We start from the raw sequence: 25,022 nt of genomic DNA on the forward strand, positions 1-25,022 counted from the left end.
TCCTCCCTGAAATGGATCTCCTGTAAATTTTATAACAATTCGGACAATAATACGAAAGATAACCCTTCGTTGCTGCCGCCATATATAATGGAGAAAAGACATGCCTACACGGAGGAAATGCCATATGAATGAAAAAACGGTGCTCATTACAGGTGCATCAAGCGGCTTTGGGATGCTCGCTTCCCTCAGACTTGCTGCGGAAGGATACCGCGTCATCGCTTCTATGAGAAATACGGAGAAACAAACGGAACTTTTCAGGATGCTTGGAGAACACAAAGAAAGAGTGACGGTCCTCGAGCTTGACGTCACGTCCCCGGAATCGATTGATGGCTTAAAGGAGTATTTGAAAGAGACCGGCAGAATCGACATTCTGATCAACAACGCCGGATTTGCCTTTGGCGGATTTGGAGAGGAAGTAACGGTGATCGACTATAAAAGCCAGTTCGAAACAAATTTCTTCGGTGTCATCGCTGTTACCCAGGCGGTCCTGCCGCATATGCGCAAACAGCGGAGCGGAAAAATCATCAACATGAGCAGCATCAGCGGATTGATCGGCTTTCCGGGCATCTCGCCGTATGCAGCATCAAAGCATGCGCTTGAAGGGTACAGCGAAAGCCTAAGACTCGAAGTCAAGCCGTTCGGCATCGATGTCGCCCTGATTGAACCGGGTTCCTTTTCTACGAACATTTGGACAACTGGAAGAAAAGTATCTTCTATAGAAGATTCACCGTATCTTGTGTATATGAATGCCATTGAAAACGAACTTGAGCAGGGGAAAGAGAAGCTTGGGAATCCAGCTGATGTCGCTGAACTGATTGTTAAGCTATGTTCAAAAGATTCATTGACCAAGCTCAGATATCCGGCTGGAAAAGGCGTCCGGATATCTCTGTTCTTAAAACGGATTCTTCCTTGGCGCATGTGGGAATCCATACTTATTGGCAAGCTGCTTGGAAAAAAGACCGAATTGTAACCTTACTTTTTCAGAAACTCTGTCGTATACTCGCTTATTTCCGCTGACTTTGTCCAGTGGAGATAATGATGACCTGTAAGTGAAACAAGTTTATGTTCCTCCGCAGGACTCATTTGATCTCCATAAAATGCTTTGATCTTTTCGTCCTTCTCTTTTTGGTCCTTGTCCATCGCTTGAAAAATCATGACGGGAACATGCGGCGGGAACGTCATAACTTCTGTTTTTTCCGCATTCCTGTTCAGTTCATTCGCTTCATCTATGACGTTTTTATTGGAACTTTTCCATGCGGCAATTCGTTTGGTCATATTCAGATTCTCCTCTGAATACGTTCCTTCCCCTGCAATGGGCAGAAAGTCTTCAGGTGTGAATACAGCCGCCCACCTGGCAGCACCAAGTACAGATGCAGCACGAACGAACGAAGGAACCGACGGAGCCTTTTCATTAAAGTAGTCAAAAGCCTTTGGCAGGGTTGGATCAATTCCGATAATGGCTTCTATTTCATCTGGATAGGCATTGGCATAATACATGCTGTAGACCCCGGAGACTGAATGCGGCATCAAAACATACGGTCCTTGGATGCCGGCTTTCTTAAGCGCCGTCCGCACCTCTTCCACCATGTTTTCCACTGTGCGCGCCTTATTTGTCCCATCACTCCATCCATAGCCGAATGGTTCTGCGACCACGACCTTGTGCTTCTTTGCCAGTTCATTTACCAGCGGTTCAAAATCAAGGACTGGCGCAGCCGTTCCGAGGCCGCTTAACAGCAAAATCGTGTGTTCCCCTTCCCCCTTTGTGTAAACGTGCATGCTCCTGCCGTCTACCTCGACAAGCTGCCCCGGAGCCTGGTATTTCTTCTGCTCATAGAGTGTGATCCCTTGATGAAGGATGAAGCTCAGCAAAATGACAGCTCCAATCAGCAGAAAAAGAGTTCGAATGATTTTTTTCCATTTCATTTTCATGGTTTGTCCCGCTTTCTTTAGTAAAAGTATTCACCTAGTTTAGCGGACAAAAGTTAAAAAAAAGGTGTGATTATAGGAATATTTTGTTTAAGTTTGACATCGCGGGGAGTTGCGACAAAATGGGGAACCATCAATTGAGTGGCAGCATTTTCGGGAATTGCGCCACTTTTGAGAGTCTCATCACTCGAGAAGTGGCAGTACTGCGCAGAATGGCGCCACTTTTGAGAGTCTCTTCACTCGGAAAGTGGCACCACTGTGCAGAATGGCGCCACTTTTGAGAGTCTCATCACTCGGAAAGTGGCACCACTACGCAGAATGGCGCCACTTTTGAGAATCTCATCAATCGAAAAGTGGCACCACTGTGCAGAATGGCGCCACATATTAGAATCTCATCAATCGAAAAGTGGCACCACTATGCAGAATGTCGCCACATTTGAGAATCTCATCACTCGAAAAGTGGCAGCACTGCGCAGAATGGCGCCACATTTGAGAGTCTCTTCACTCGAAAAGTGGCAGCATTCTGGGTGAACTGTTGAACCCTTTATATACATTAAAAGATCCGGACTAATTACAGTCCGGATTTTTCTTTGGCTGAATGATTTTCTTTAAGTCTCTTCCTATCCCTCAAGTTCCTTCCGCTGTCTGAATTCTTCCTTAATTTCATCCAGAAGGACAGGGTCTGTCAGCAGCTCAAGCGCTGTCAGGGCAAGGCCTTTTGCACCGAGCAAAAGCGCTGCGTCCCCCTGCTCTGACTTGGCTGCCTCCCTGAATTCGTCTGTGTGGCCGACGAGGGTATCAGGTCCAATTTTGATATACGGATGGATCGTCGGAACAACGTGGCTGATGTTGCCGGCGTCCGTTGAACCGAGGCCTTCGCGCTCAGACGTTTCCACTGTTTCTCCGAGACTTTCAAGCTGCTTTTTAAAAACGGAGTCAAATCTCCGGTTTAGCACCAGGTTGTCGACTTCATTTTGAAAAGCAATGACATTCAGCTTAGCGCCTGTTGCCAATGCTGCTCCCTGTGCTGCAGCTTTGATGCGTTCTGTTGTTTCTGAGCATTTTTTTCTTGTTGCCGCACGGATGTAAAACCGAGCTTTCGCATAGTGCGGGACGATATTCGGGGCATCGCCGCCGTGTGTGATGATCCCGTGGATCTTCACATCGTCTGTAACATGCTGACGGAGGGCATTGATGCTGTTGAAAAGCTGAATGACTGCATCCAGCGCATTGATTCCCTGATGAGGAGCAGCTGCAGCATGCGCCGGCTTTCCAATGAATTCAAAATCAAGCGGATCCACCGCAAGCGAGTTCCCCGTTATTCTTGTAGCATTGGACGGATGCACCATCAAGGCCGCATCAATGCCTTCAAGCAGCCCGTGCTTGACAAAACTTCCTTTCGCACTGCCGTTCGGTCCGCCTTCTTCCGCTGGTGTGCCCAAAACAACTACTTCTCCGCCAATTACGTCAATCTGTCTGCCTAGGGCAATCGCTGCTGCTGTGCTTGCGGTGCCGATGATGTTGTGGCCGCAGGCATGGCCAAGTCCCGGAAGCGCATCGTATTCCGCCAGAAAAGCAACAGATGCCCCGTTTTTTAGCGGCGATTTCTTCCTGGCCAGAAACGCCGTCTCATGTCCTGCGACTCCGCGTTCAACTGTAAACCCTTCTGACTCAAGCAAGTCGGAAAGGAGCTTTGAAGCGAAAAATTCTTCGTTGCCGATTTCAGGGTTTTCATGAATCGAATGGCTGATTCTCAGGTAGCTTGCCTTTCTTGATTCGATTTCATCAATGATTTGCTCTTTAAGCGTAACAACTGCTGTGCTCATGCTCTTTCCTCCTCAATGATTATTCTCCAATTTCACTTAGAGGGACAAACGTCGGAATCGTGGCTCCATCGTATTCTTTTTCAATAAATTCAGCTGTGTCTTCCTCCTGGTAAAGCTCAACGATGCGTTTCAGTTCTTTGCGGTCCTTGTCTTCTGTGCGTGTTGCGATGATGTTGATATAAGGTGTGGCTGTGTCATCTTCATGGAAAATAGAATCCTTGATTGGGTTAAATCCTGCATCAACAGCAATTCCGTTGTTGATGATAGAACCTGCTACATCGGGAAGCACACGCGGTGTCTGGCCGGCGACGACGGGCACGATTTCAAGCTTTTTCGGATTTTTGACGATTTTATCAAGTGATCCGTTTCCGTCAAAGTCTTCAGGAAGTTCAATTAAACCGGCTGCCTGAAGAAGAAGGAACGCTCTTCCCATGTTTGTCGCTTCATTCGGAACTGCAATTTTTCCGCCTTCCGGAATGTCTTCAACAGATTTGTATTTATCCGAGTAGAGGCCAAGAGGTGCGATGACCGTTGTTCCAATGGGAGTCAGGTCAAGATTGTGTTCTTTTTTGAAGGCATTAAAGTAAGAAATCGTTTGAAACGCATTGGCATCCAGCTCGCCTTCTGAAAGCGCAAGATTCGGCTGCACATAATCTGAAAATCTGACAATCTCAATGTTAATGCCTTCTTTTTCTGCCTTCTTGGCAACAAAGTCCCAGATGCGGTTATCAGATCCGCTGACGCCGATTTTCACATCCACCTCTTCTTTTCCGCTTGCTGTTTTATTTCCGCATCCCGCAGCAAAAGCGGCGAGTGCTGCAATCAGTGTTAAAATGATCCATTTTTTCATCATTGTTCTCTCCTATCGTCTTCTGATTTTTTTCGATAAAATGTTTCCTGAAGTCTGAAGTCCCTGAACAAGGACAACAAGAATGGCCACTGTAATGATCATGACAACCGTGTCAAAGCGCTGGTAGCCGTATGTAATGGCGAGATCTCCAAGTCCGCCTCCGCCGACAGCCCCTGCCATCGCAGATGCACCGACAAGTCCCACTGTCGCAATCGTCAGACTCAAAACAAGTGAGCTTAATGCTTCAGGAACAATAAACTTGAAGATGATCTGGGTTGGCGTTGCACCCATTGCTTCTGCCGCTTCAATGACTCCCGGGTCCACTTCAAGCAACGAGTTCTCTATTAATCTGGCAATATAGGGTCCTGCGTAAAAGACAAGCGGCACAACAGCTGCAGCTGTTCCGATTGAGGTTCCGACAATCAATCTCGTCAGCGGAACAATCGCCACCATCAAAATGATGAACGGCACAGAGCGGAAAAGATTCACGATCCCGTTCAGGATGTTAAAAATAATGGCGTTTTCCCATAGATGTCCCTTTCGGGTGATGACCAGCAGCACGCCGAGCGGAAGGCCGATCAACGTGGAGAAAAGCAGGGAAAAACCGGTCATTGCGAGTGTTTCGACTAAAGCATCAAGTATTTGCTGAGAATCAACTAGCATGTGCATTCACCTCTTTCACTGATACGTTCTCCTGGTTCATCACCAGAAGCGCTCTTTTTATTTCACTTTCCGTTCCCTGAAGTTCAACGATTAAATGTCCAAATGGAATCCCCTGAAGCTCCGTGATGTTGCCGAACAGCACGTTGATATGGAGGTCAAATCGTTTCGCAATCTGCGAAAGCAGCGGCTGACCTGAGGATTTTCCGACAAAATTAATTTTGAAAATCTGTCCCTGGCTGTTTTCTTCCTGAACAAGTTTCAGAACCGATTCAGGAATCGAATCATTCAGAACAGAGCTGACAAAGTTTGAAGCGGTTTTTGTTTTTGGATTTGAGAAGACCTCAAACACAGAACCTGATTCTATGATTTTTCCGCCTTCGATCACGGCTACTGTATCGCAAACCTCTCTTATGACTGACATTTCATGCGTGATCATGAGAATCGTAATGTTGTATTCCTCGTTGATTTTTTTCAAAAGCTTCAGAATCGAAGCTGTCGTCTGAGGATCAAGTGCCGAGGTAGCTTCATCGCAAAGAAGAATGGATGGCTGGGTAGCAAGTGCCCTTGCAATCCCGACGCGCTGTTTCTGGCCGCCTGATAACTGATCAGGGTACTGATTCGCTTTGTCCTCAAGTCCTACAAACGAGAGCAGCTCGGCAACCCGCTCCTTAATGACTTTCTGGGGGACATTTGAGAGCAGGAGCGGAATGGCCACATTTGCATAGACCGTCTTTGAGTTCAACAGATTGAAATGCTGAAACACCATGCCGATTTTCCGTTTGACTCCGCGCACATCCTTTTTGGAAAGCGCCGTTAAGTCGAGACCATCCACGATGATCTGCCCTGCTGTTGGACGCTCGAGCAGATTCACTGTGCGGATCAGGGTGCTTTTTCCGGCTCCGCTAAAACCGATGACTCCGCATATTTCCCCTTTTTTCACTTCCAGATCAATGCCGTCAAGAGCTTTCACTTCATTGCCGCCGCTCCCGTATACCTTTGTGACGCCTTTAAATTCAATCATTTATGTAACCTCCCTGTATTTTTGCAATAAAAAAACCCTCTTCTATCCGACAAGAAGAGGGCATGGCATAAGAAATCACCGGTTCTCTTCTCATCTCCCAGGCTATCGCCTGCTGGAATTGGCACAGTACTTTTTCAAAAGTCCGCTGCCGAAGCATCATGGGGCCAGTCCCTCCGCTTCTCTGGATAAGAAAATCATGATTTAGTTTTAAAGAAAAATAAAAACCTCTCCCTGAAAGACAGGAAGAGGCTGGATCTGCAAAAAAAGACCGTTCGCTCTTCTCATCTCTCAGGCTGCACGCCTGCTGGAGTTGGCACAGTTCTCATAAAGAGTCCGCTGCCGAGGTTTCAAAGGGCCATATCCCTCCACCTCTCGTGATAAGAAGCTATATTTTCGATGTGTCTAACTTTACTCCCGTATTTTCTGAAAGTCAACACTTTTTTAAAAAATCAGTTGGACTGTTTAGAAAGTCTGCGGTATTTATACTGCTGCCACTGAAAACGGATAAAGCAGCCGATACAAAAACCGAGAATCGCGACAAATGCGGCAATGGCAACCATAATAGTTGCCGCATAGGCAAGCACCGTCCAGTCAAGCATGTATCCGGCAAACCCAAGGCTCAGGCAGATCACTGCTATAACCTGATTAAACTGCTGCTGATCAAAATCTTCCTGTATATAGGCTGAAGGCTCTTTTTTCAAAAAGGTGCCGGCAGCTTTCATGATCGGGTTTACTTTAAACAGCAGTCCCATAATCCCGGCCGTAAGAGGCACCAGTAAAAAAGCGCCCATGCCGCTGATCAAGAATGCTGCAGCGGATAGCACAATCACCCATTGATTAACTAATACTAAAGGTTTTGGAATGGTTTTCACACTAAAACCCACCTGTCTGATTGGAATATAAGTATTTTACTCCAGGCAGCCAATTTTGTGAAGAGGATTGCTTCAGGAAGTGATTGACAGCTATCTCTCCAGCATGATAAGATCGTTAAAACCAACTAAACCAATAAGAATTAAATATAATCTATCAAGAGTGAACGAGAGACCTGGCTCCATGACTTCACAGCAGCCGCCGCTTGCCGGAAAGGTGCTCCAACCAGCAAAGCACGATGCTTTGGCCGATAAAGAAAAACCCTCTCTTGTCAGCTGTAAGCAGGAGAGGGTTTTTTAGTTCAGAATTGATTGGGAGGAAATGATGATGACGACGAAACATGTGCCTGTCCTTGCAGGAGCTGAAAGCTTTTTTCATAAAGGAAATGAGATCGGCATTCTTCTGTGCCACGGATTTGCCGGTACTCCCCAAAGTGTCGGCGAGCTCGGAAAACTGTTGGCCGCAAAGGGATATACCGTTTATGCCCCGCGCCTGAAAGGCCACGGAACCACTCCCCTTGATTTTGAAGACTGCTGCTTTACAGACTGGATTCAAAATATCGAAGAAGCTTATAAAAAGCTTAAAAAAGTGTGCCGCAGGATCTTTGTTGCAGGGCAGTCCATGGGCGGAATTTTAGCGGCTCACCTTGCATGCAGGCACCAGGACATCGACGGGCTAATCACCATCAATGCAGCACTTAGCGTTCCGGGCTATGAGGTTTTTCAGCACGAGATCGAACCCCGTTTTATTCCAGAAGGAAAACCGGATATCAAAGCGGACGATATGGAAGAAATTACGTATGAAGCCGTTCCGATTAAAGCCGTCCACAACCTGCTGACGCTCATTAAAACAACGAAGCCCGTGCTGTCTGAAGTAACCTGTCCGACCCTGATTTTCAAATCAGAAGAAGACCATGTTGTACCGGCCTCAAGCTCAGATGTTCTTTTCCATGCCATCTCATCTCCTTTCAAACAGATGGTCAGCCTCACGAATTCCTATCATGTGGCCTCAATGGATTTTGATAAGGACGTCATTGCAGAAAAAACAGCCGCCTATATTGAACTTTGCTGCAGCCGGGAGTATAAATTGTCTGTCTGAATCTGCTAAACTGTAGACAGGTGATGAACATGTTCTTAAAATCAATTAAACTGCTTAAAGAGAATATCCCCTCTTTTAAAAAATATCCCTTTTCCATCCCTGCCATTTCCGGTATGGACGAACTGAGACTGACCAGCACTGTTACTTTTTTTGTCGGTGAGAACGGCTCGGGCAAATCGACTCTGATGGAGGCCGTTGCCTATCAGTGCGGCTTTAACACTGCAGGCGGAAGCCACCATCTCTACCAGCCGAGAAGCTCGCAGTCTGACCTTGGCGATTATATTCGGCTCGGATGGATGCCCAAAGTGAAAAACGGCTTCTTTCTCAGGGCAGAATCCTTTTTCCAATTTGCCTCCCACCTTGAAGAACTCAGTGAAGATCCTGATTCAGGAGATGTCTTCGGTGCATACGGAGGAAAATCACTGCACGAACAGTCCCACGGCGAGTCGTTCTTGTCCCTTTTCCTGAACCGCTTCGGCAGCAAAGCCATTTATCTGCTTGATGAGCCTGAGGCAGCCCTGTCCCCGTCAAGGCAGCTGACCCTCCTCCGCCTCCTTCACGATTTGACGAAAAACGGAGACACTCAGTTCATTATTGCCACTCATTCCCCTATCCTCCTTGGCTTTCCGGGTGCTGACATTCTTAGCTTTGACGATGAAAAAATCACAAAAAGGACGTACGAAGATACGGATCACTATCAAATTACGAAATACTTTCTGGAAAACCGGGAGCGGTTTTTGGAGGAGCTATTTAAAGAGGAATAAAGAAAGGGAGCTCCACGGAAATTGGAGTTCCCTTTCTCTTAATCGTTTGGAGTTCCAGCTGTGGGAGCTCCATTCTGTTCACCAGTTACACTTTATCAAGGCAGCTCATTTTTCATTCTTAAAGAAATGAACAGGACGGACTTCTATCCGCCAGCCGAATTCTTCCCCTTTGCTGATTTGCGTCGTTGGATGAAGAGAGGCCATTTTAATTGCTTCATCCATACTTTCTGCTTCAAAAACAAATACACTGCCGATCAGATCTTCCGTTTCTTTAAAAGGACCATCTGTTACAAGAACCTGTCCATTTACGCGGCGCAGGCTCTTAACTTCAGATTCAAGGCCTGCATCAAGAAGCACCTTACCGCTTTCATAAAAATTTTCAATAACAGGCTGGCATTCACTCATAACCGCCTCAATTTCTTCTCTTGGCCGTGCATTCATTTTTTCAGGGCTGAAATAGCCCATACATAAAAATATCATGATTTTCTCTCCTTTAGCACCCGAATTTCCAACTAAAACTACAACTGTTGACCACAAATGGACTTGGACTGAAAGTGTAAGAAAACCTCCTAAAGCTATCAAAACATCAAACTTTTTATAACCTTCTCTACCATTTCAATATTCAGCTTCCATTCTCCTCTAATGAAAAAAAACAGCTTCTCCTTCACAGACAAAGAAAGAGTTAGAACCGTTGCTGCTTAAGCATGCACAAATCTCTGGATGTTACAAAAAATCCTAGGTCATACTTCCCTCTTTTCATCCTTCCATAAAACAAAGAACATCTGAATCTTCTCAGAATCTCTTAAATCACGTTATGTTTCAAGCCGAAAACAAAATATCTGCACTCTATACAAAATTTCCTTCCTAACAAATGACTGCAATTAAAGATAGAATAGTCAAATCAAATGAAAGCGTTACCAAATTGCGGGGTGAAGGCTATAGTTCTATAAGACTAGATGACATTCAACTATTTAAAACGTTTCGTGCAAAGAAAAAATCAAATCAGGAGATGAATACATGACAAGAAAGCCTAAAGCAAAGAGGATACTGATTTTTTTACTGGCCATTCAAATGCTCATATTCAATGCCGGGTTACTAACAGGCCATACAGAGGGACCAAGCAAGAATGCGGCCGGAACTGCTGCAATGCAGACTATTACATCCATGACTCCGGCCGGCGAAACTTCTATTAAAGTAGGATTTGACGGCGGTGCGGGATTTCAATTTCCAACCTTCAACAATGGGGCGGCGTTCAATGACGTAAAAGATGATATTGCCCTTTTTGTGAAACAGAATAATGAGTGGGTTTCAATTGATAACAATCCGGACAGCGGATGGATCTACGACTCTAATTTCGGAAACTGGTGGGAAGGTCCGGGCGGCTACTGGTTTAATCCGGTAGAAGAAACTACGCAGGTGAAAGTGGCTTCCAAAACAAATCCAGGCGTTTTTGTTGAGTATACATTAAACGTCACTCCGGCCGTGCCTCAGCCAATTACAGCCATGTCACCGGCTGGAGCTACTTCACTTGATGTATCACCTTCAGGCGGGGTTGGGTTTGAATTTCCTAGGTTTAACAACGGGGCTACCTTTAAAGATGTAAAGGATGATATTGCCCTCTTTGTAAAGCAGGATGGTGACTGGATTTCAATCGATAACAATGCAGCAAGCGGATGGATCTACGATACGAATTTCGGAAACTGGTGGGAAGGTCCGGGCGGCTATTGGTTTAATCCGGTAGAAGAAACCACGCAGGTGAAAGTGGCTTCCAAAACAAATCCTGATGTGTTTGTTGAATACACGCTGAAGGTTACGGTGCCGGTTAGAAATTCCTTTAAGATCACAAATTTTGACGGCAGATCAACTTTTGAAGCGGATCAAAACGGGGCAATCGGCCTGCCTATACCTAAAATAGACGGCGGCTCCGCGATCAAAAGTGAAGTCGATAAATTTGTCTATGAAGTGAAGGTTGATGATGAGTGGGTCAATATCCTTGAATCCAATTTGACTAAATTCAGCTATTCTTCCAATGGATACAACCGGATGTCTTCTGCCAATCAGTGGGGATACTGGGTGGATTACATCTTTGGACTTTGGTTCCAGCCTATTCAGGAGGACATGGATTTCCGTATTGGCTATCCGCTGAATGGAGAAAAAGGCGGAGAAATCGGAGACAACTATGTTCAGTATAAGTTCATCGGGAATCCGGATGCCTATCGTCCGGACGAAACAAAGTTAGATGATATCCAAATCGGCACGTCTGAGAACTCAGAAATTGCAGGCTGGAATCTAACTTGGGGTGATGAATTTAACGGCACGGAGTTAGATGAATCCAAATGGAATTATTCCACAGGATACTACCTGAATGATGATCCTGGCACTTGGGGCTGGGGCAACAATGAACTTCAGCATTATACGGACAGTGAGGATAATGTTTTTGTAGAAGACGGGAAATTAAACATAAAGGCGCTCGCTGATCCGAAGACATTTCCGCAGGATCCGGACCGTGTAGCCCCCTACTCTTCAGGAAAAATCACGACACAGGATAAATTCACGTTTAAATACGGCAGAATTGATTTCAGCGCGAAGCTTCCCGCCGTTACTGGAGCTTGGCCGGCACTTTGGATGCTGCCGAATGATGATGTATACGGAGGCTGGGCTTCTTCTGGTGAAATAGATGTCATGGAAGCAAAAGGACGTGTTCCTGGATCGACAAGCGGTGCGATCCACTTTGGCGATGAATGGCCATTAAATAAGTATCTTTCCGGTGAACAGACCTTTGCTGACGGAGGAAGAATTGATACAGACTACCATGTTTACAGTTTAATATGGGAGGAAGATATCCTTAGCTGGTATGTTGACGGCAAGTTTTTTTACAGCGTGACAAAGGAACAATGGTATTCAGCAGCGGCAAGGGAAAATCCGCGCGCTCCTTTTGATCAGGACTTTTATATCATCATGAACCTTGCCTTAGGAGGCTGGTTTGATGGAGGAAGAGAACCATCACCGGATGATTTCCCTCTTTCCATGCAAGTAGACTATGTTCGCGTGTATAACCAGGAAGTGAAGGAAGAAGAACCAGTTCCTGTTACAGGCGTAAAAATCAATAAAACGGAAGCTGCATTAACGGCTGCAGGACAGAAAACAACTCTATCGGCTGCCGTTGAACCGTCAAATGCAACGAATAAGAAAGTAACATGGTCCTCAAGCGACGAAACTGTGGCTACAGTTAGCGCCAGCGGTGTTGTAACGGCCGTAAAAAATGGAACAGCGACGATTACGGCAACAACCGAAGATGGACAAAAAACAGCATCATGCACGGTGACTGTCGCCATTGAACCGCAAATACCGGCAGAAAAGCTCTTCCCGTTAAAGAACGGTTCGTTCAGCCAGGAGCTTGCTTCATGGTCAGCATGGAGCTGGAAAAGCAATGATAGTTTTATCAATGAGATAAGCGCAAAGGACGGTAAAGCTAAAATTACGATTCCAAAGTTTGATGCCAGCGGTTCTGGAGCTGAAAAATGGGCTGTCCAATTCAAGCAAACCGGACTTCAGCTTCTCAAAGACAAGGAGTATGTAGTCTCATTTGATGCCAGTTCGACAATTCCGCGGGATATGGAATTGGTTGTTCAAAACGCGGCATTTAATAGAGTCTTTGAGAAAAATATATCTTTAACACAGGAAAGTAAAAGATATACCTATTCATTCAAAGCAACAGCAGAAGAAATCGTCGAATTAAACTTCTTATTAGGCAAATATGCTGACTACGACCAGCATGGCATCACGATTGATCATGTCGTCCTTGAAATGAAAAATCCTGCTTCAAACAAGATTAAAAACCCTTCATTTAAAGATGGAAATGCTTCATGGGAAGTATGGTCGAATGTTGGAGCAACTTCCAGCAATGAAGGCGAAAAGAAGCAAATAACGATCCCATCATTGGGCAGTGATTTCTGGAGCATTCAATTCAGCCAGCTTGGCCTTTCATTAGAAAAGTCAAAGTCCTATCGATTGGTTTTTGATATGTCCTCTACCATTGGAAGAAAAATAGATGCGATTCTTGAAAGCACCGGCTATGACAAATATGTATGGGAAACGATTGAAGTAAATGAAGAGTCAAATACCTATGCGATCGAATTTACTCATGAAAAGAATACCGACCCTGCTGCAAAGCTTATTTTTGCATTAGGGAAAGTGGATGGACAAGACGCACTGGGAGAGCATACCGTAACGATTGATAACGTGCATCTCTATGAAATCCCAGAGCTGACGGCAGATCCGGCTGATCCCCCAGCACCAGAAAAAGAAGGCTATGGTGTTGGAACAATTAAAGAAAATTCTGTAGAGTTTTATGTGAATGATGCTCCTTGGGCCATTATTCATTACATTAAAAATGGCACTACGCAGCAAAACATCATGATGAATAAAGCCGGTGATAAGTACTCTGTTTACACATTAAATGATGTAAAAGAGGGGGATGTCATTAAATACTGGTTTACCTATGGCTTAGATGCCGGAGGACAAGCAGAATACAGCGAGCAGATTTATACGCATAAGTTTGCCGTCGCTGCCCCGACAGCGGATGAAGTATCCGATCAGTCTACAGAAGTTACTGGAAAAGCAGAAGCCGGTTCAATGGTGACTGTGACGATCGGGACAGAAAAATATTCGGCAGCTGCGGACTCTGCAGGCGCCTTTAAAGTAACGATTCCCAAACAAACGGCAGGCACTGTGCTGAAGATCACAGCAGCAAATGCGGCCGGAAATGTGAGCGAAGAACTGAGCATTACAGTAAAAGATAAAACAGCTCCTGGCAAACCTTCTGCGGGTGAAGTATCGGATCAATCAACAGAAGTGACAGGTACAGCAGAAGCAAGCTCGACTGTTACCGTTATGATTGGACAAGATAAATATACAGCAGCTGCGGATTTCGAAGGTTCATACAAGGTAACCATACCAAAGCAAAAAGCGGGCACTGTGCTCAAAATTACAGCAGCAGATGCCGCTGGAAATGTGAGCGAAGAACTGAGCATTACGGTAAAAGAAACGGTAGATTCAACGATTCCAACTGCGAACGAAGTATCAGACCATTCTAAAGAAGTAACCGGAAAAGCAGAAGCAGGTTCGGTTGTAACTGTGACAATCGGGACAAAAAAGAAACAGTATACGGCAACTGCGAATGCTGCAGGCGACTTCAAAGTGAAAATTCCTAAACAAAAAGCAGGAACAATCATTTACCTTACAGCAACTGATGCAGACGGCAATATCAGCGGCACCAGAACGGTCATTGTCACAGATAAAACGGCGCCTTCAGCTCCAAAGGCAGACAAAGTAGACAGCCATTCTACATCTGTCACAGGCAAATCAGAGGCTCATGCCACTATCACCATTAAAGTCGGCAAAAAGGTCATCGGAAGCGCCAAGGCAGACCATAAAGGGAAGTTTAATGCTTTAATTGCCAAACAAAAGAAAGATACCATCCTCAGCATCACCGCTTCTGATGCAGCAGGGAATGTCAGCAAATCTGCGAGTGTGAAAGTGAAATAAGGAGCAGGAAAGTATACTGTGAAAACAAAAGATGAAGGTTAAAAAGCATGCAGGATTTATAATTAACGGGTTCAGTTTTGAAGTGCAAAATTGGATATATCAATGCTTTTCGCAATATAATTCCCAGTAGTTTTAGCAGATACTTCAGTTGTGAAATTAGCACACAAAAAAGCTCGAGGCAAATGCTTCGAGCCATTTTTTAAAGTATTATTTGTTGAAGATAATCACCCATTAGTTGAAAGGATGATTTTTTGTACTATGCAATTTGCTCTACCCTACACTTTTGGCAAAGTGGATATTCAGATAAAAAAGAAGTCATTCTTTGCTTCATTTCTCCAAACGAAATCCCATAAAAATATAAAGCTGTATTTTCTGGACCTTCCCAATAGCTGTAATATTGTCCAGAACCATCGAGCACTTCATCAATTTTTTCAATCACATAATTTATATCGCAGTTTTGATACACTTCTTCTGACAATTCTGTACCATTTAAATAAAGTGCTAATCCTTCAAGCGTTCCAACGGATTGTTCGAGACCAGCAGCTTTCAGAATAGAACCCTTTGGCACACCCATTCTATCAATAAATTGTAGTAGTTTTTCAACGTTTTCCTTGTTGTTATCTTTAAGGAATATTTCTATATCACAAAACTCTATTTCTCCTGTTGCCAGCTGCATTGTTCCACCGCCGTCTGTTGTACCGCATTTACTATCTTTTAATGCTTCGTTAAGAGGGTCCTCGAAAAATTCACCACGGTCAAAAGGTTGTAACCGTGCATTAAGTTGCAATGTTAGTTGATACTCCTTTTTTTTGAAAATATCAAACAGTCCCATCTTTACCTCCAGATTTATTTTTAATAATTATATCATTTCTTATTAATTAACCTGCCTCCTTAATTGAATAAGCCTCCTTATCACTTTAATATAAATATCCAATAACCTGCTTTTACTTTTTAACATACCGATTTGCATACGAATTCGTAACAATGACAATAACTTCTGTCACATTGCTAAAAGGGATGCGAAATCGAGTGGTGAACCCCCACTAATTTTATGTTAAATCCAGATATATCACTAAAAATTATCAGTCCAATCCAGGTGCGAATTGGACTGATAATTTTAATGTGTATTAGGTTTTTGTACTCTGAAACCGAACCTGTTACTATTCAGTTCCTTTTCTTACTTTCTATACACCTAAAATTTCCACCTTATTATTAGTCATTGTCAATGCCTAATTCTACTAAGATGTTATCCAAAATTCTTACGCTAAATGTTAATTCGTCCAATTCTTCTTTGGTTAATTCATAAACTTTGTTATTTAAAATTTCATTGAAAACATTTTGAGTAACGACTTCAATTTGTTCTTGTGTCACTCCCCATTCATTGAAAATTATAGGCAGTAGGCAGTGTTTGTATGAAATATTCAACGTAGATTTTAAGTGGATAATCTGAATTAACGATTCCAAAATACAGAAAACACAAATGACATAGTATGTTCGCGTCTATAAAGTAAGATTTAATTGCATATTCTTCTAAAAATATTTGTAAACTCGGAGAGGCTATCCTCAATTTTGTCCATTACTTCTTTCTTCAAATTACCGTCAGAATCCACTATTATCTAAAAATTATAATGAGGATGATGAACATTGTTCATTAAATTAGATTTTTAAAATTTAATTTGAAAATTAAAAACCGCAACCTTTTGGGCTGATTTCATTATCTTGATATGTAAGCAAATCCTGACTTTCATCCGGCCTCTTCGTTCCGCAATAAAGATTTCACTTTTTAAGACAAAAGTTTTTGTGTTAAATGCTTAAAATATCTACTACATATTTTTAATTTTCAGGTTAGAAAAAGAAACAATGTTTGCATTTGTAATTTTTTATATTTTTTTGTAACAAATAGTACAAATGGCATTTCTTAACATCAAGTAAATTGTGTAAAATTTCTCAGAAACAGTAAAAAGGAGGGCTCTTTACTACCTACAATTAACCTGCGACTCTAGTAAAGTCAGGAAATAACATCTTATATATGAAAGGAAATTGAGAAATGAGTCGCTATTTTCAAAAAAAACCATTAAGACTTATGCTACATCTAGTTATTGTTTTTACTCTTCTGCTATCCATTATGCCGTTAAATGCTATTGAAGCATTCGCTCACGGTGGATCAGATATGGAAGAGGAAGAAGTAGGAAAGACTGAAGAGAAAGACAAAAAAAAGAAAAAAGGAAAAACTAAAAGAACAAAAGCAGAAAAAATAGCAGAAATTAAGGAAAAAAGAACAAAAAACTCTAGGACATGGAAAAACAGTGATTTATCAGAATCAATAGAGGTCTTTCCTGTAGACGTTCATTATCAGGAGCCTGGCAAAAAAGAGTGGAAAGAAATTGATAATGATGTTACAGAACAAATTTCAACGCCCGAAGACAAAGTAACATTTAAATATCAGAACAAAGCTAACAAATATAAAGCTTCTTTTGGTAAAGATGCCAGCAAAGAAATTTTCAAAATGAAGCAAGGATCCTATCACCTGTCATATAGCATAAGAGAAGCTAGCCCCTCTAAGCCTGTGGGGAAAGACCAGTTTATAACATATGAAAAAATCTTTCCCAACATTGATGCAAAATACACAATACGTGCTAACGGGGTTAAAGAAGATTTCATAATAAATAAAAAAACAAATCAAAAAAATATTGTGTTCGATCTGAAAACAAACCTTCAAGTGACACAGAAAGAAAATGTGATAGAGTTTACTGATCCAAAAACAAAGACAGTGGTGTGGAACTTTGAACCTCCATTTATGAGAGATGCAGAAGACAAGGAATCTCATAAAAATTATTATGAGTTAAAGAGTGAGAAAGGCAGTCACCAACTTACTCTTGTCTTGGATCAAGACTTTATAACAGATCCTGAAACAAAGTTTCCTATCTTACTTGATCCAACGCTAACTGTAGGCGGGACAACAAGCACTACAAGTGATGCCTATGTTGGAGAAGTATATAACAATGTGAACTATGGCAGTGATCCGGAACTAAGGACAGGGTATGCGCCAACTGTTAACAGCCATCGCACTTTTATTAAGTTTGGAACAAGTTTGCCTAGCTTAAACGGCGGTTTATTAACGGGAGCAACTTTCAAAGCCTACAAATATTATGAACCAGCAAGTGTAGATACAACTGTTAATATCCATAAAGCAAACGCCGCATGGGGTGAAACGACGGTAAAGTGGAACAATCAGCCAACCTTTGACGGTTCTTATGCCAGTCAAGCTTTCCCTAAAGGGGCAGCAAATGGATGGTACTCATGGGGAGTAACGAATCTCGTCAACTATTGGTATGACAATCCTGCAAACTATCACGGACTAGTGATGCAGGCTTCTAATGAGAATACAACAGGTAGTTACCGCAAATTCTATTCAGGTGATTATAGCAGTGGTACGTATGCTCCGAAGCTTGAAATTACCTATTCTCCTAAGCCAAGCGCTCCAACAGGGAGTGCACAAGGAAACGGAGTAAATTCAAAAAATGGGTATGTCAACTTAAATTGGACAGCCGTTTCAGGCGCAACGGGTTATAAGGTTTTAATTTACAATGGGGCTTCTTATGAAGAATTTAACGTAGGCAATGTAACATCGTATACAACCAAAGGGAAAAAACTTTGGCCCCTCGATAACACCTGCTCGCTTAAAAAGGATGGTACAGGCGGAGAGTTACCTGATGATCCGCGGTCACATTACCAAAAATGCGGAAACAATTATCCGAATAACAAGAATTTTTGGTTTAGAGTTGTAGCCTATAATGGAAACGGTGACACAGCACAATCCGATGCGTTTATGCCAACAATTCCTGATGCAACTGCACCATCAAAACCAGGAAAGCCGGTTGTAAGCAACAAGTTAGATTCCAATTTTACATTTACATGGGGCGCATCAACAGACTCGAACTCTGGATTAAAAGGATATCATGTGTATGTTGGCACAGGTGCCGGAAAGACGGATGTCGTAAACGGTACCTTCGTCACAACGAATTCATTTACAGTACCAAACGCTGTTGCTCGCACGAACTATCATATGTATGTAAAAGCCATAGATAATCAAGGAAACTATATCAATTCGGATGCTTCATCAGACGTTGCCAGAAAACAGATGGATGCGTCGATTGTAAGCTATTCCATACCTCCTCAAATGGAAGCGAGCTTGAATTACGATGTAGCAATCACTGTCAAAAACGAAGGGTTACAGACTTGGACTTCAACTGATGGGTTTTATCTGGGTTCAAAAGAGGAAATTGATCCCCTAACTAAAGATACGAGAATGCCGATTCCTAGCGGTGAATCAATAGGACCAACTCAAACTAAGACGTTTAACCTTAAATTTAACGGCGGTAAAAACCCCGGCAATTTCTTAACTCAGTGGCAAATGCTTAAATTAACCGTGGGCCGTTTCGGAGACGAAGTATCATCAACTATCAAAGTTGTGGATACGACTTCACCAACAGGTAATATCGTTATTAATAATGGTGAACCCATCACAAATTCACCGAATGTAAACCTCAACCTTTCAATGAGTGATAATGCCAATGGACCGTATCAGCAAAAAATTCGCAATGAACAAAACACATGGTCGGTTTATGAAACCTTTTCTCCTTCAAAGTCTTGGGTTTTATCTGAAGGAAATGAAGTAAAAACGGTATCTGTGACCTATAAAGATGCATCGGGTAATGAATCGACTGTTTCTTCAGATACGATTATTTTAGACACATCTTACCCAACTTCAAGATTAGATTTGCCTCGTGCACTCGATTATGTAAATGGGAAAACACTAATTACTGGAACAGCGTTGGACGACAAGGATCTTAGGGATTATTCAGTTAGTTATGGCCAGGGTGAATCACCGCAAACATGGACTGTTATAAACCAAAAATCACAAACGATTGAAGATAACGTTCTAGCTGAGTGGGACACAGAAAGGTTAGCAGCTGGACTATATACCATCAAGCTCGCTGTATCAGACCAAGCTGGAAATACGTCAGTATCAACTCGGATGGTTTGGGTAGACCCAATTATTCCAATGTTGGGATCTGAAGATTACTGGGCTTATGTCGATACTCAATCTGGTTACGGCATGAGTAAGGTAAACGTTGCTAACGGGAATTTATTTTTCCAGTCTTCCGATAGTTCTCTTAAAGGCAGAGGATTAGACACCACCATCAGTCGTTCTTACAATAGCCAAGATGGGGCTTCCACAACATTGGGGCAAGGCTGGAGACTGGATCTTCATATGTCTATTTCAGAGGAAGCCAATGGTAATCTTCAGTTAGTAGATGAAGATGGAACAAGACATACATTCATAAAAAATACAGACTCAACCTTCACAGCTCCTAAAGGTGTATATAGACAACTAGTGAAACTAGGTAATGGAACGTATACGTTAAAGGATCTAGACGAATCTGGTATCGTTCAATCGTTTGACTCAAATGGAAAGCTTGTTTCTTATGAAGATAGAAATGGAAATAAGAACCTCATCCGTTATGAGGGAGCTACAATAAAAGAGATTGAAGATGCAACCGGACGGATAACAAATTTTGTCTATCAAAATGAAAGACTGGTTGAAATCAGCACCTTTGCCGGAACAAAAATTAAATATGGATACACAAATGATCGTTTAACCAAAGTAGAGTATTTTGATAAGGACATCAATCTCTATCGCACGTTGACCTATGATTACAATGCATATGGAAAGCTTAAAGAGTATGTAAATCCAAAACAAAATAAGATTATTTATGAGTACAATGGACATCGTTTGGTGAACGTTCAGAGTACACTCACTTCTAGAAATGCAGCAACTGGCGGAAAGAATGCTCCTTGGACTTTAAATGAATCCTATGTTTACAACTTAACGAATAAAACAACCAGAGTCTCACAAGCAGGTCCAAACAAATCAAGTATTTCAGACTATGAGACGAATGAAAATGGGAACTTAATTAAAAGTGTAGATGATCCAGACGGTTTAAGAGTAGCAAAGCGAAACACTTATGAGAATAACAATTTAAAAGAGTCCATCAATGGAAAAGGCTATAAAACTTCATTCACATACGATGGAATAGGTAACGTCTTAACAGAAACGGAACCAACAACAAAAGATATTGAAGGAAATACGTATACCCCTGTTACGACTTACGAATACAAACCAGGAACAAATCTCGTCACAAAAGAGACTGATCCTTTAGGAAGGATCAAGTCTTATGACTATGATACTAAGGGAAATCGTATATGGGCTATCGACTCAGACGGATTTAAAGAAACTTACAAATACGATGAGTATGGAAATGTAATTGAAACAGCGTACGAGCGAGGCCCATTATACGGATATGTTCCGAACTACAGTTTTGAAACAGGAGAAGGTTCTTCTTTTCCAAGTTGGAGAATTTCAGGAACAGCTGCATATCAAACTGCAGACAAGCGAAGTGGAGCTAAAAGCCTCATTTTAAATGGTACAGCTGAATCGGACTATGTTCCAGTGAAGTCCGGGAAACTGCCTGTGCGTGTATTGGGTTGGATTAAAGGCACGGGGGCTGTTACGTCCGTTCAGTTTTATGATCAATCCAAGTCCTTAATCAGCTCTAAATCAAGTGCTGCTTCTACATCTGCATCATGGACACTCCAGCATGTTGCAGCTGATATTCCTGCCGGTGCAGCCTTTGTGACGTATAAGGTTGGGTCTTCATCATCACTATTAGTGGACGATGTAAGAATGGAAGAAAGCGGATATACTCTCAAAAACACCTACAGTACAAATGGATTGCACTTAGTAGAGTCCTTTGATCCTTATGGAAAGAAAATGGTTTTTGAATATGATACAGCCGGTAATAAGAAAAAAGAAATAAACGAATTGGGGCAGGCTTCTCAATTCACCTATAACGCTGATCATCAGATTACCGAACAAATGGACCGTTTAGGAAAACTGACAAAGTTTGAATATGATGCAAATGGAAATCTTCTTAAGGAAACGGATGCGCTTGGGCAAGCTGTAGAATACGAATATGATGAACAAAACCATCAAGTCGTTATTAGACAGCCGAAAGTGACAAAGACGTTTTATGATTTGCAAGTACCACGAACTCCTGAAGTTGTCACAATTACTGAAATTGATGAATACAACGAACTGGGAGAAAAAGTTGCTGAAAAGGACGGAAATGGCTCTGTCATCCGTTACGATTATGATGCACTCGGCCGTCAAGTGAAAAGTATTGATCCTTTGCGCAACGAACTTAGGTTTACGTATGATGCAAATGACAATAAACTAACAGAAGAAGATTGGGCATTTGATGCTGTGACATCCACTCCTCATCTAAGAGGAATAACACATAATCGGTATGATGAATTAGACCGAATGATCAGTTCCTCAGATCCGACAAAAGATCAGAACACGCTTGTTGAGCAGAACAAATATGATGCAGTTGGAAACCTTGTAAAGACCATTACAGGTACAGGTGCTTGGACTGAATTCCAGTATGACAAAAATAACAATGCCATATACAGCAGAGATTCTTCCACTCCTTCAGTCGAGACATGGACGTTGTACGACGGATTAGGAAATGAAGCCGTTGCCCTTGATAAATTGGGTGCAACAACCTATATCTATGAGGCGAATGGCCAGTTAAAGGATGTAGTGGATGCCGAAGGAAAACGAACGGTCTATACGTATAACGCAGCAGGGGATAAAACTAAGCTAGTTGATGCCACAGGATCTGTGACAGATTGGACGTATGATGAGGAAGGACAGCTTAAAACAGAAACGAAAGAAATAAAAGATCCTAACACTGGCGAGACAACGCTGCAAATTGTTTCATATGCTTATGATGCAATCGGCCAGGTACAGAAAAAAAGCATAAAAGAGACAAAAGGATCAGCTACTACCACATCTAAAGAAATCGAATACGTCTATGATGAGTTAAGTCAATTAGTTAAAGAAACTGGAACCAACACGGAAGATGGAAAGAAAACGGAGAGTCGTTTCTATCATGACAACAATGGTAATGTCACACATACTTGGGTGTATGATGAAACGAATCCGGTTCCAATTCCAGTCGATCCTGACGGAGACGGATTCTATAACAGTGAAACAGTGTCAATTTATGACAAAAACAATCGATTGTTATCAGAGACGATCAGCCACACAAATACGGTAACGACGAACACGTTTAATGATAATAAAAATGAAGAAACAATGAAGAATGCTTTGGGAGATACTGTTGTAACTTACGATAACAGTGATCGAACACAGAAAATTATGACTCCTAACTTTGATACGTTTTCTTACGAGTATTTAGTGGATGATTCATTATCAAAAGTCACCGCCCCTGGAATTGTAACGGATATCACTTACAATGGCGGATCCAAGGTCAAAACCTTAAAGGCAAAGAACAGAGGCAACGGAAATGTCGTTATCGATTTAGACTATCAACACTCAGATACGGAACAAATCATCCAGATTTCTGATAAAGGGTCAGTCAAGAAAAAGTATACGTACACAGCTTCTGGACAATTAGAAACAGTTGAATCCAATGGAAAAAAACTTAAATATTCATATGATGCCAATTCGAATCTACTTAAAGTTGAAAATCTAAGCACAGGAAAAGTAATTGAATCGTATACCTATGCAACAGAAAACAGAATCCTTCAAAAGAAAGTATTCAATGACAGCACTGGCAGTTTGGTACGCACATATGATTATGTCCATAATCCTTCAGGCACCCTGGCAAAAATAACGCTGAAAGAAGGGGCCACTACCACTGTGACCGACTATGGGTATAACAGTGATGATCAATTGATGAAAGTCAATAAGACTGTCAATGGTCAAAAACAGCCAGAGGTTTTATATGAATATGATACTGATGGTAATCGTATAGCTAAGAACATTAATGATGGAAGCAAAAATACGCATTATCATTATCATCGTGATACAAATGGGGAGTTGTTTTTAGAAACAATAGAAGGCCCTTCTCAGCAGCAGCGTTTAAAGTACTATCGTGATGCAGATGGAAATGTCTTAAGCTTCAGTTTGGATGAAGTCGTTTATTACTATCAATTCAATGCGCGCGGCGATGTTATTGCGATTACAGATGCAGCTGGAAATGTAAAAGCCACCTATGATTATGATGAGTGGGGAAATGTCATTGCCATGACGGGTGACCAGGCCCTCGCTAATGCAAACGTGTATCGATATGTAGGAAAATACGGTGTCATGTATGATGTTGATACCAACCTTTATTTGATGGGATGGAGAGATTATGATCCATCTACAGGCAGATTTATTGTACCGGATGAATATGAAGGCACAGAAGAAGATCCAACATCACTCAATCGTTATCTGTATGCAGATGCAGATCCCGTCAACAACATCGACCCAGACGGCCATGCGCCAAAATGGCTTCAAAAAGGCTGGAAGGCTTCAAAGAAATATGCAAGAAAAGGCTACAACGCATATATTGGAAACGATATAAGAACTCTGCGCAATCCAAAATCAAAATGGTATCATAAAGCAGGAGCAACAGTATCGATTGCAAGTAACTTTATACCTGGAGCTGGACAAGCAAAATGGGCAGTAAAAGGTCTTAAAGGTGCAGTTAAGTACGGAAAGAAAGCGAAAAAAGCAAAGAAATTTGCGGCTTCCTCTTTAAAGAAATCAAAATCAAAAAGAAATGTAAATGCAAGTAGAAAATGTAACTGCTTTACGTTAGGGACCAAGGTTCTCACTGAAGATGGTGAAAAACCGATTGAGGACATTCAAGTAGGAGACAAAGTCCTTGCCAAAGATGAAGAGTCTGGTGATCAGGCGTATAAAGAAGTAGAATGGCTATATGAAAGAGATGTAGATACCATCTATCAGCTTCACATAAAAGGCAAAGTGATCGAGACAACAGATGAACATCCGTTTTGGGTTGTCGGAGAAGGATGGATTAAAGCCAAAGATCTTGTAAAGGGAGATCTATTAGAGACGAGTGACGGAACAACCCTATCTATCGACGATATCAAAATTGTTAAAAAGCATGTCACAGTCTATAATTTCAAGGTCAAAGACTATCATTCTTATTTCGTTTCAGATCTTGGGGTGTGGACACATAACAAGTGTACTTTAACATATCAAACATATACTAAGAAAAATAAAAAGACAGGAGAAGTATATACAGGTAGAACAAGCGGACGAGGAACACCCTTACAAAATGTAACAAATAGAGATAGGAATCACCATATGAATAAAGAGGGTTTTGGGGCGGCAGTACTCGATAAATCATCTAAGAATAAAAACGCGATTCGGGGAAGAGAACAACTACTTATTGAAAAAAATGGAGGTGCAAAATCAAAAAAGGGAAAATCAGGAAACAAAATCAATGGAATCTCGGATAATAATAAAAAGCGTAAAACATATATTAAAGCAGCAAGAAAGGAGTTCTATTAAC

Annotated in this window: 13 protein-coding genes and 3 riboswitches; of the genes, 5 read left to right on the forward strand and 8 right to left on the reverse strand. The window is 42.1% G+C overall.

Annotation, left to right across the window (positions count from 1 at the left end):
* Positions 1-124 precede the first annotated feature (124 nt).
* Positions 125-970 (forward strand): SDR family oxidoreductase, encoded by an 846-nt coding sequence (locus tag AZ46_RS15765; RefSeq protein WP_029284341.1) that lies wholly within the window; start codon positions 125-127, stop codon positions 968-970.
* Between the two features lie 2 nt (positions 971-972).
* Here the strand turns inward: AZ46_RS15765 and AZ46_RS15770 are convergent, their stop codons facing one another.
* The 6 genes from AZ46_RS15770 to AZ46_RS15795 all read right to left on the reverse strand — a co-directional run bounded on the left by AZ46_RS15770 (position 973) and on the right by AZ46_RS15795 (position 7,158).
* Positions 973-1,929 (reverse strand): alpha/beta fold hydrolase, encoded by a 957-nt coding sequence (locus AZ46_RS15770; protein ID WP_029284343.1) that lies wholly within the window; start codon positions 1,927-1,929, stop codon positions 973-975.
* Between the two features lie 617 nt (positions 1,930-2,546).
* A complete protein-coding gene (locus AZ46_RS15775) occupies positions 2,547-3,752 on the reverse strand; it encodes a M20 family metallopeptidase (RefSeq protein ID WP_029284345.1) in 1,206 nt (401 codons plus the stop codon).
* Positions 3,753-3,771: 19 nt separating this feature from the next.
* Positions 3,772-4,602 (reverse strand): MetQ/NlpA family ABC transporter substrate-binding protein, encoded by an 831-nt coding sequence (locus AZ46_RS15780; RefSeq protein ID WP_029284348.1) that lies wholly within the window; start codon positions 4,600-4,602, stop codon positions 3,772-3,774.
* 12 nt (positions 4,603-4,614) lie between these two features.
* Positions 4,615-5,265, reverse strand: a complete 651-nt coding sequence (locus AZ46_RS15785) for a methionine ABC transporter permease (protein ID WP_029284350.1) — start codon at positions 5,263-5,265, stop codon at positions 4,615-4,617.
* Positions 5,255-6,286 carry a methionine ABC transporter ATP-binding protein gene (locus tag AZ46_RS15790; protein ID WP_029284352.1) on the reverse strand — a complete coding sequence of 344 codons (1,032 nt, stop codon included), beginning with the start codon at positions 6,284-6,286 and terminating at the stop codon, positions 5,255-5,257. Before AZ46_RS15790 ends, AZ46_RS15785 begins: the two co-directional genes overlap by 11 nt.
* Positions 6,287-6,373: 87 nt before the next feature.
* Positions 6,374-6,478, reverse strand: a riboswitch (SAM riboswitch).
* Between the two features lie 86 nt (positions 6,479-6,564).
* Positions 6,565-6,670: riboswitch (SAM riboswitch) on the reverse strand.
* A 65-nt stretch (positions 6,671-6,735) separates the two neighbouring features.
* Positions 6,736-7,158, reverse strand: coding sequence for a DUF4395 domain-containing protein (locus AZ46_RS15795; RefSeq protein WP_235728228.1), 423 nt, complete (start codon positions 7,156-7,158; stop codon positions 6,736-6,738).
* A 148-nt stretch (positions 7,159-7,306) separates the two neighbouring features.
* A riboswitch (SAM riboswitch) is annotated at positions 7,307-7,413 on the forward strand.
* A gap of 70 nt (positions 7,414-7,483) precedes the next feature.
* Between AZ46_RS15795 and AZ46_RS15800 the strand changes: the two genes are divergently transcribed.
* Positions 7,484-8,254 (forward strand): alpha/beta hydrolase, encoded by a 771-nt coding sequence (locus AZ46_RS15800; RefSeq protein WP_035319420.1) that lies wholly within the window; start codon positions 7,484-7,486, stop codon positions 8,252-8,254.
* 29 nt (positions 8,255-8,283) lie between these two features.
* Positions 8,284-9,018, forward strand: coding sequence for an AAA family ATPase (locus AZ46_RS15805; RefSeq protein ID WP_029284358.1), 735 nt, complete (start codon positions 8,284-8,286; stop codon positions 9,016-9,018).
* A gap of 105 nt (positions 9,019-9,123) precedes the next feature.
* Here the strand turns inward: AZ46_RS15805 and AZ46_RS15810 are convergent, their stop codons facing one another.
* Positions 9,124-9,498: a YciI family protein gene (locus AZ46_RS15810; protein WP_029284360.1), complete on the reverse strand. Its 375-nt coding sequence runs from the start codon at positions 9,496-9,498 to the stop codon at positions 9,124-9,126.
* A 537-nt stretch (positions 9,499-10,035) separates the two neighbouring features.
* Between AZ46_RS15810 and AZ46_RS21050 the strand changes: the two genes are divergently transcribed.
* Entirely contained in the window at positions 10,036-14,565 is a 4,530-nt protein-coding gene (locus AZ46_RS21050) for an Ig-like domain-containing protein (RefSeq protein WP_051865591.1), read from the forward strand.
* A gap of 256 nt (positions 14,566-14,821) precedes the next feature.
* Here AZ46_RS21050 and AZ46_RS15820 read toward each other — a convergent pair whose 3' ends face one another.
* Positions 14,822-15,397, reverse strand: coding sequence for a hypothetical protein (locus AZ46_RS15820; RefSeq protein WP_029284362.1), 576 nt, complete (start codon positions 15,395-15,397; stop codon positions 14,822-14,824).
* 1,215 nt (positions 15,398-16,612) lie between these two features.
* On the opposite strand from AZ46_RS15820, the gene AZ46_RS15825 reads away from it, so the two are divergent.
* Positions 16,613-25,021, forward strand: a complete 8,409-nt coding sequence (locus AZ46_RS15825; protein ID WP_081870211.1) for a DNRLRE domain-containing protein — start codon at positions 16,613-16,615, stop codon at positions 25,019-25,021.
* The last annotated feature ends 1 nt before the right edge of the window (position 25,022 follow it).

Source organism: Metabacillus indicus LMG 22858, assembly GCF_000708755.2.
GTDB classification, from domain to species: Bacteria; Bacillota; Bacilli; order Bacillales; family Bacillaceae; genus Bacillus_P; species Bacillus_P indicus.

Bases quoted from the DNA above. Each gene is read 5' to 3' on its own strand.
- AZ46_RS15780 (WP_029284348.1), bottom strand. From the start codon at position 4,602: ATGAAAAAATGGATCATTTTAACACTGATTGCAGCACTCGCCGCTTTT.
- AZ46_RS15765 (WP_029284341.1), top strand. From the start codon at position 125: ATGAATGAAAAAACGGTGCTCATTACAGGTGCATCAAGCGGCTTTGGG.
- AZ46_RS21050 (WP_051865591.1), top strand. From the start codon at position 10,036: ATGACAAGAAAGCCTAAAGCAAAGAGGATACTGATTTTTTTACTGGCC.
- AZ46_RS15775 (WP_029284345.1), bottom strand. From the start codon at position 3,752: ATGAGCACAGCAGTTGTTACGCTTAAAGAGCAAATCATTGATGAAATC.
- AZ46_RS15790 (WP_029284352.1), bottom strand. From the start codon at position 6,286: ATGATTGAATTTAAAGGCGTCACAAAGGTATACGGGAGCGGCGGCAAT.
- AZ46_RS15785 (WP_029284350.1), bottom strand. From the start codon at position 5,265: ATGCTAGTTGATTCTCAGCAAATACTTGATGCTTTAGTCGAAACACTC.
- AZ46_RS15820 (WP_029284362.1), bottom strand. From the start codon at position 15,397: ATGGGACTGTTTGATATTTTCAAAAAAAAGGAGTATCAACTAACATTG.
- AZ46_RS15770 (WP_029284343.1), bottom strand. From the start codon at position 1,929: ATGAAAATGAAATGGAAAAAAATCATTCGAACTCTTTTTCTGCTGATT.
- AZ46_RS15800 (WP_035319420.1), top strand. From the start codon at position 7,484: ATGACGACGAAACATGTGCCTGTCCTTGCAGGAGCTGAAAGCTTTTTT.
- AZ46_RS15825 (WP_081870211.1), top strand. From the start codon at position 16,613: ATGAGTCGCTATTTTCAAAAAAAACCATTAAGACTTATGCTACATCTA.
- AZ46_RS15805 (WP_029284358.1), top strand. From the start codon at position 8,284: ATGTTCTTAAAATCAATTAAACTGCTTAAAGAGAATATCCCCTCTTTT.
- AZ46_RS15810 (WP_029284360.1), bottom strand. From the start codon at position 9,498: ATGATATTTTTATGTATGGGCTATTTCAGCCCTGAAAAAATGAATGCA.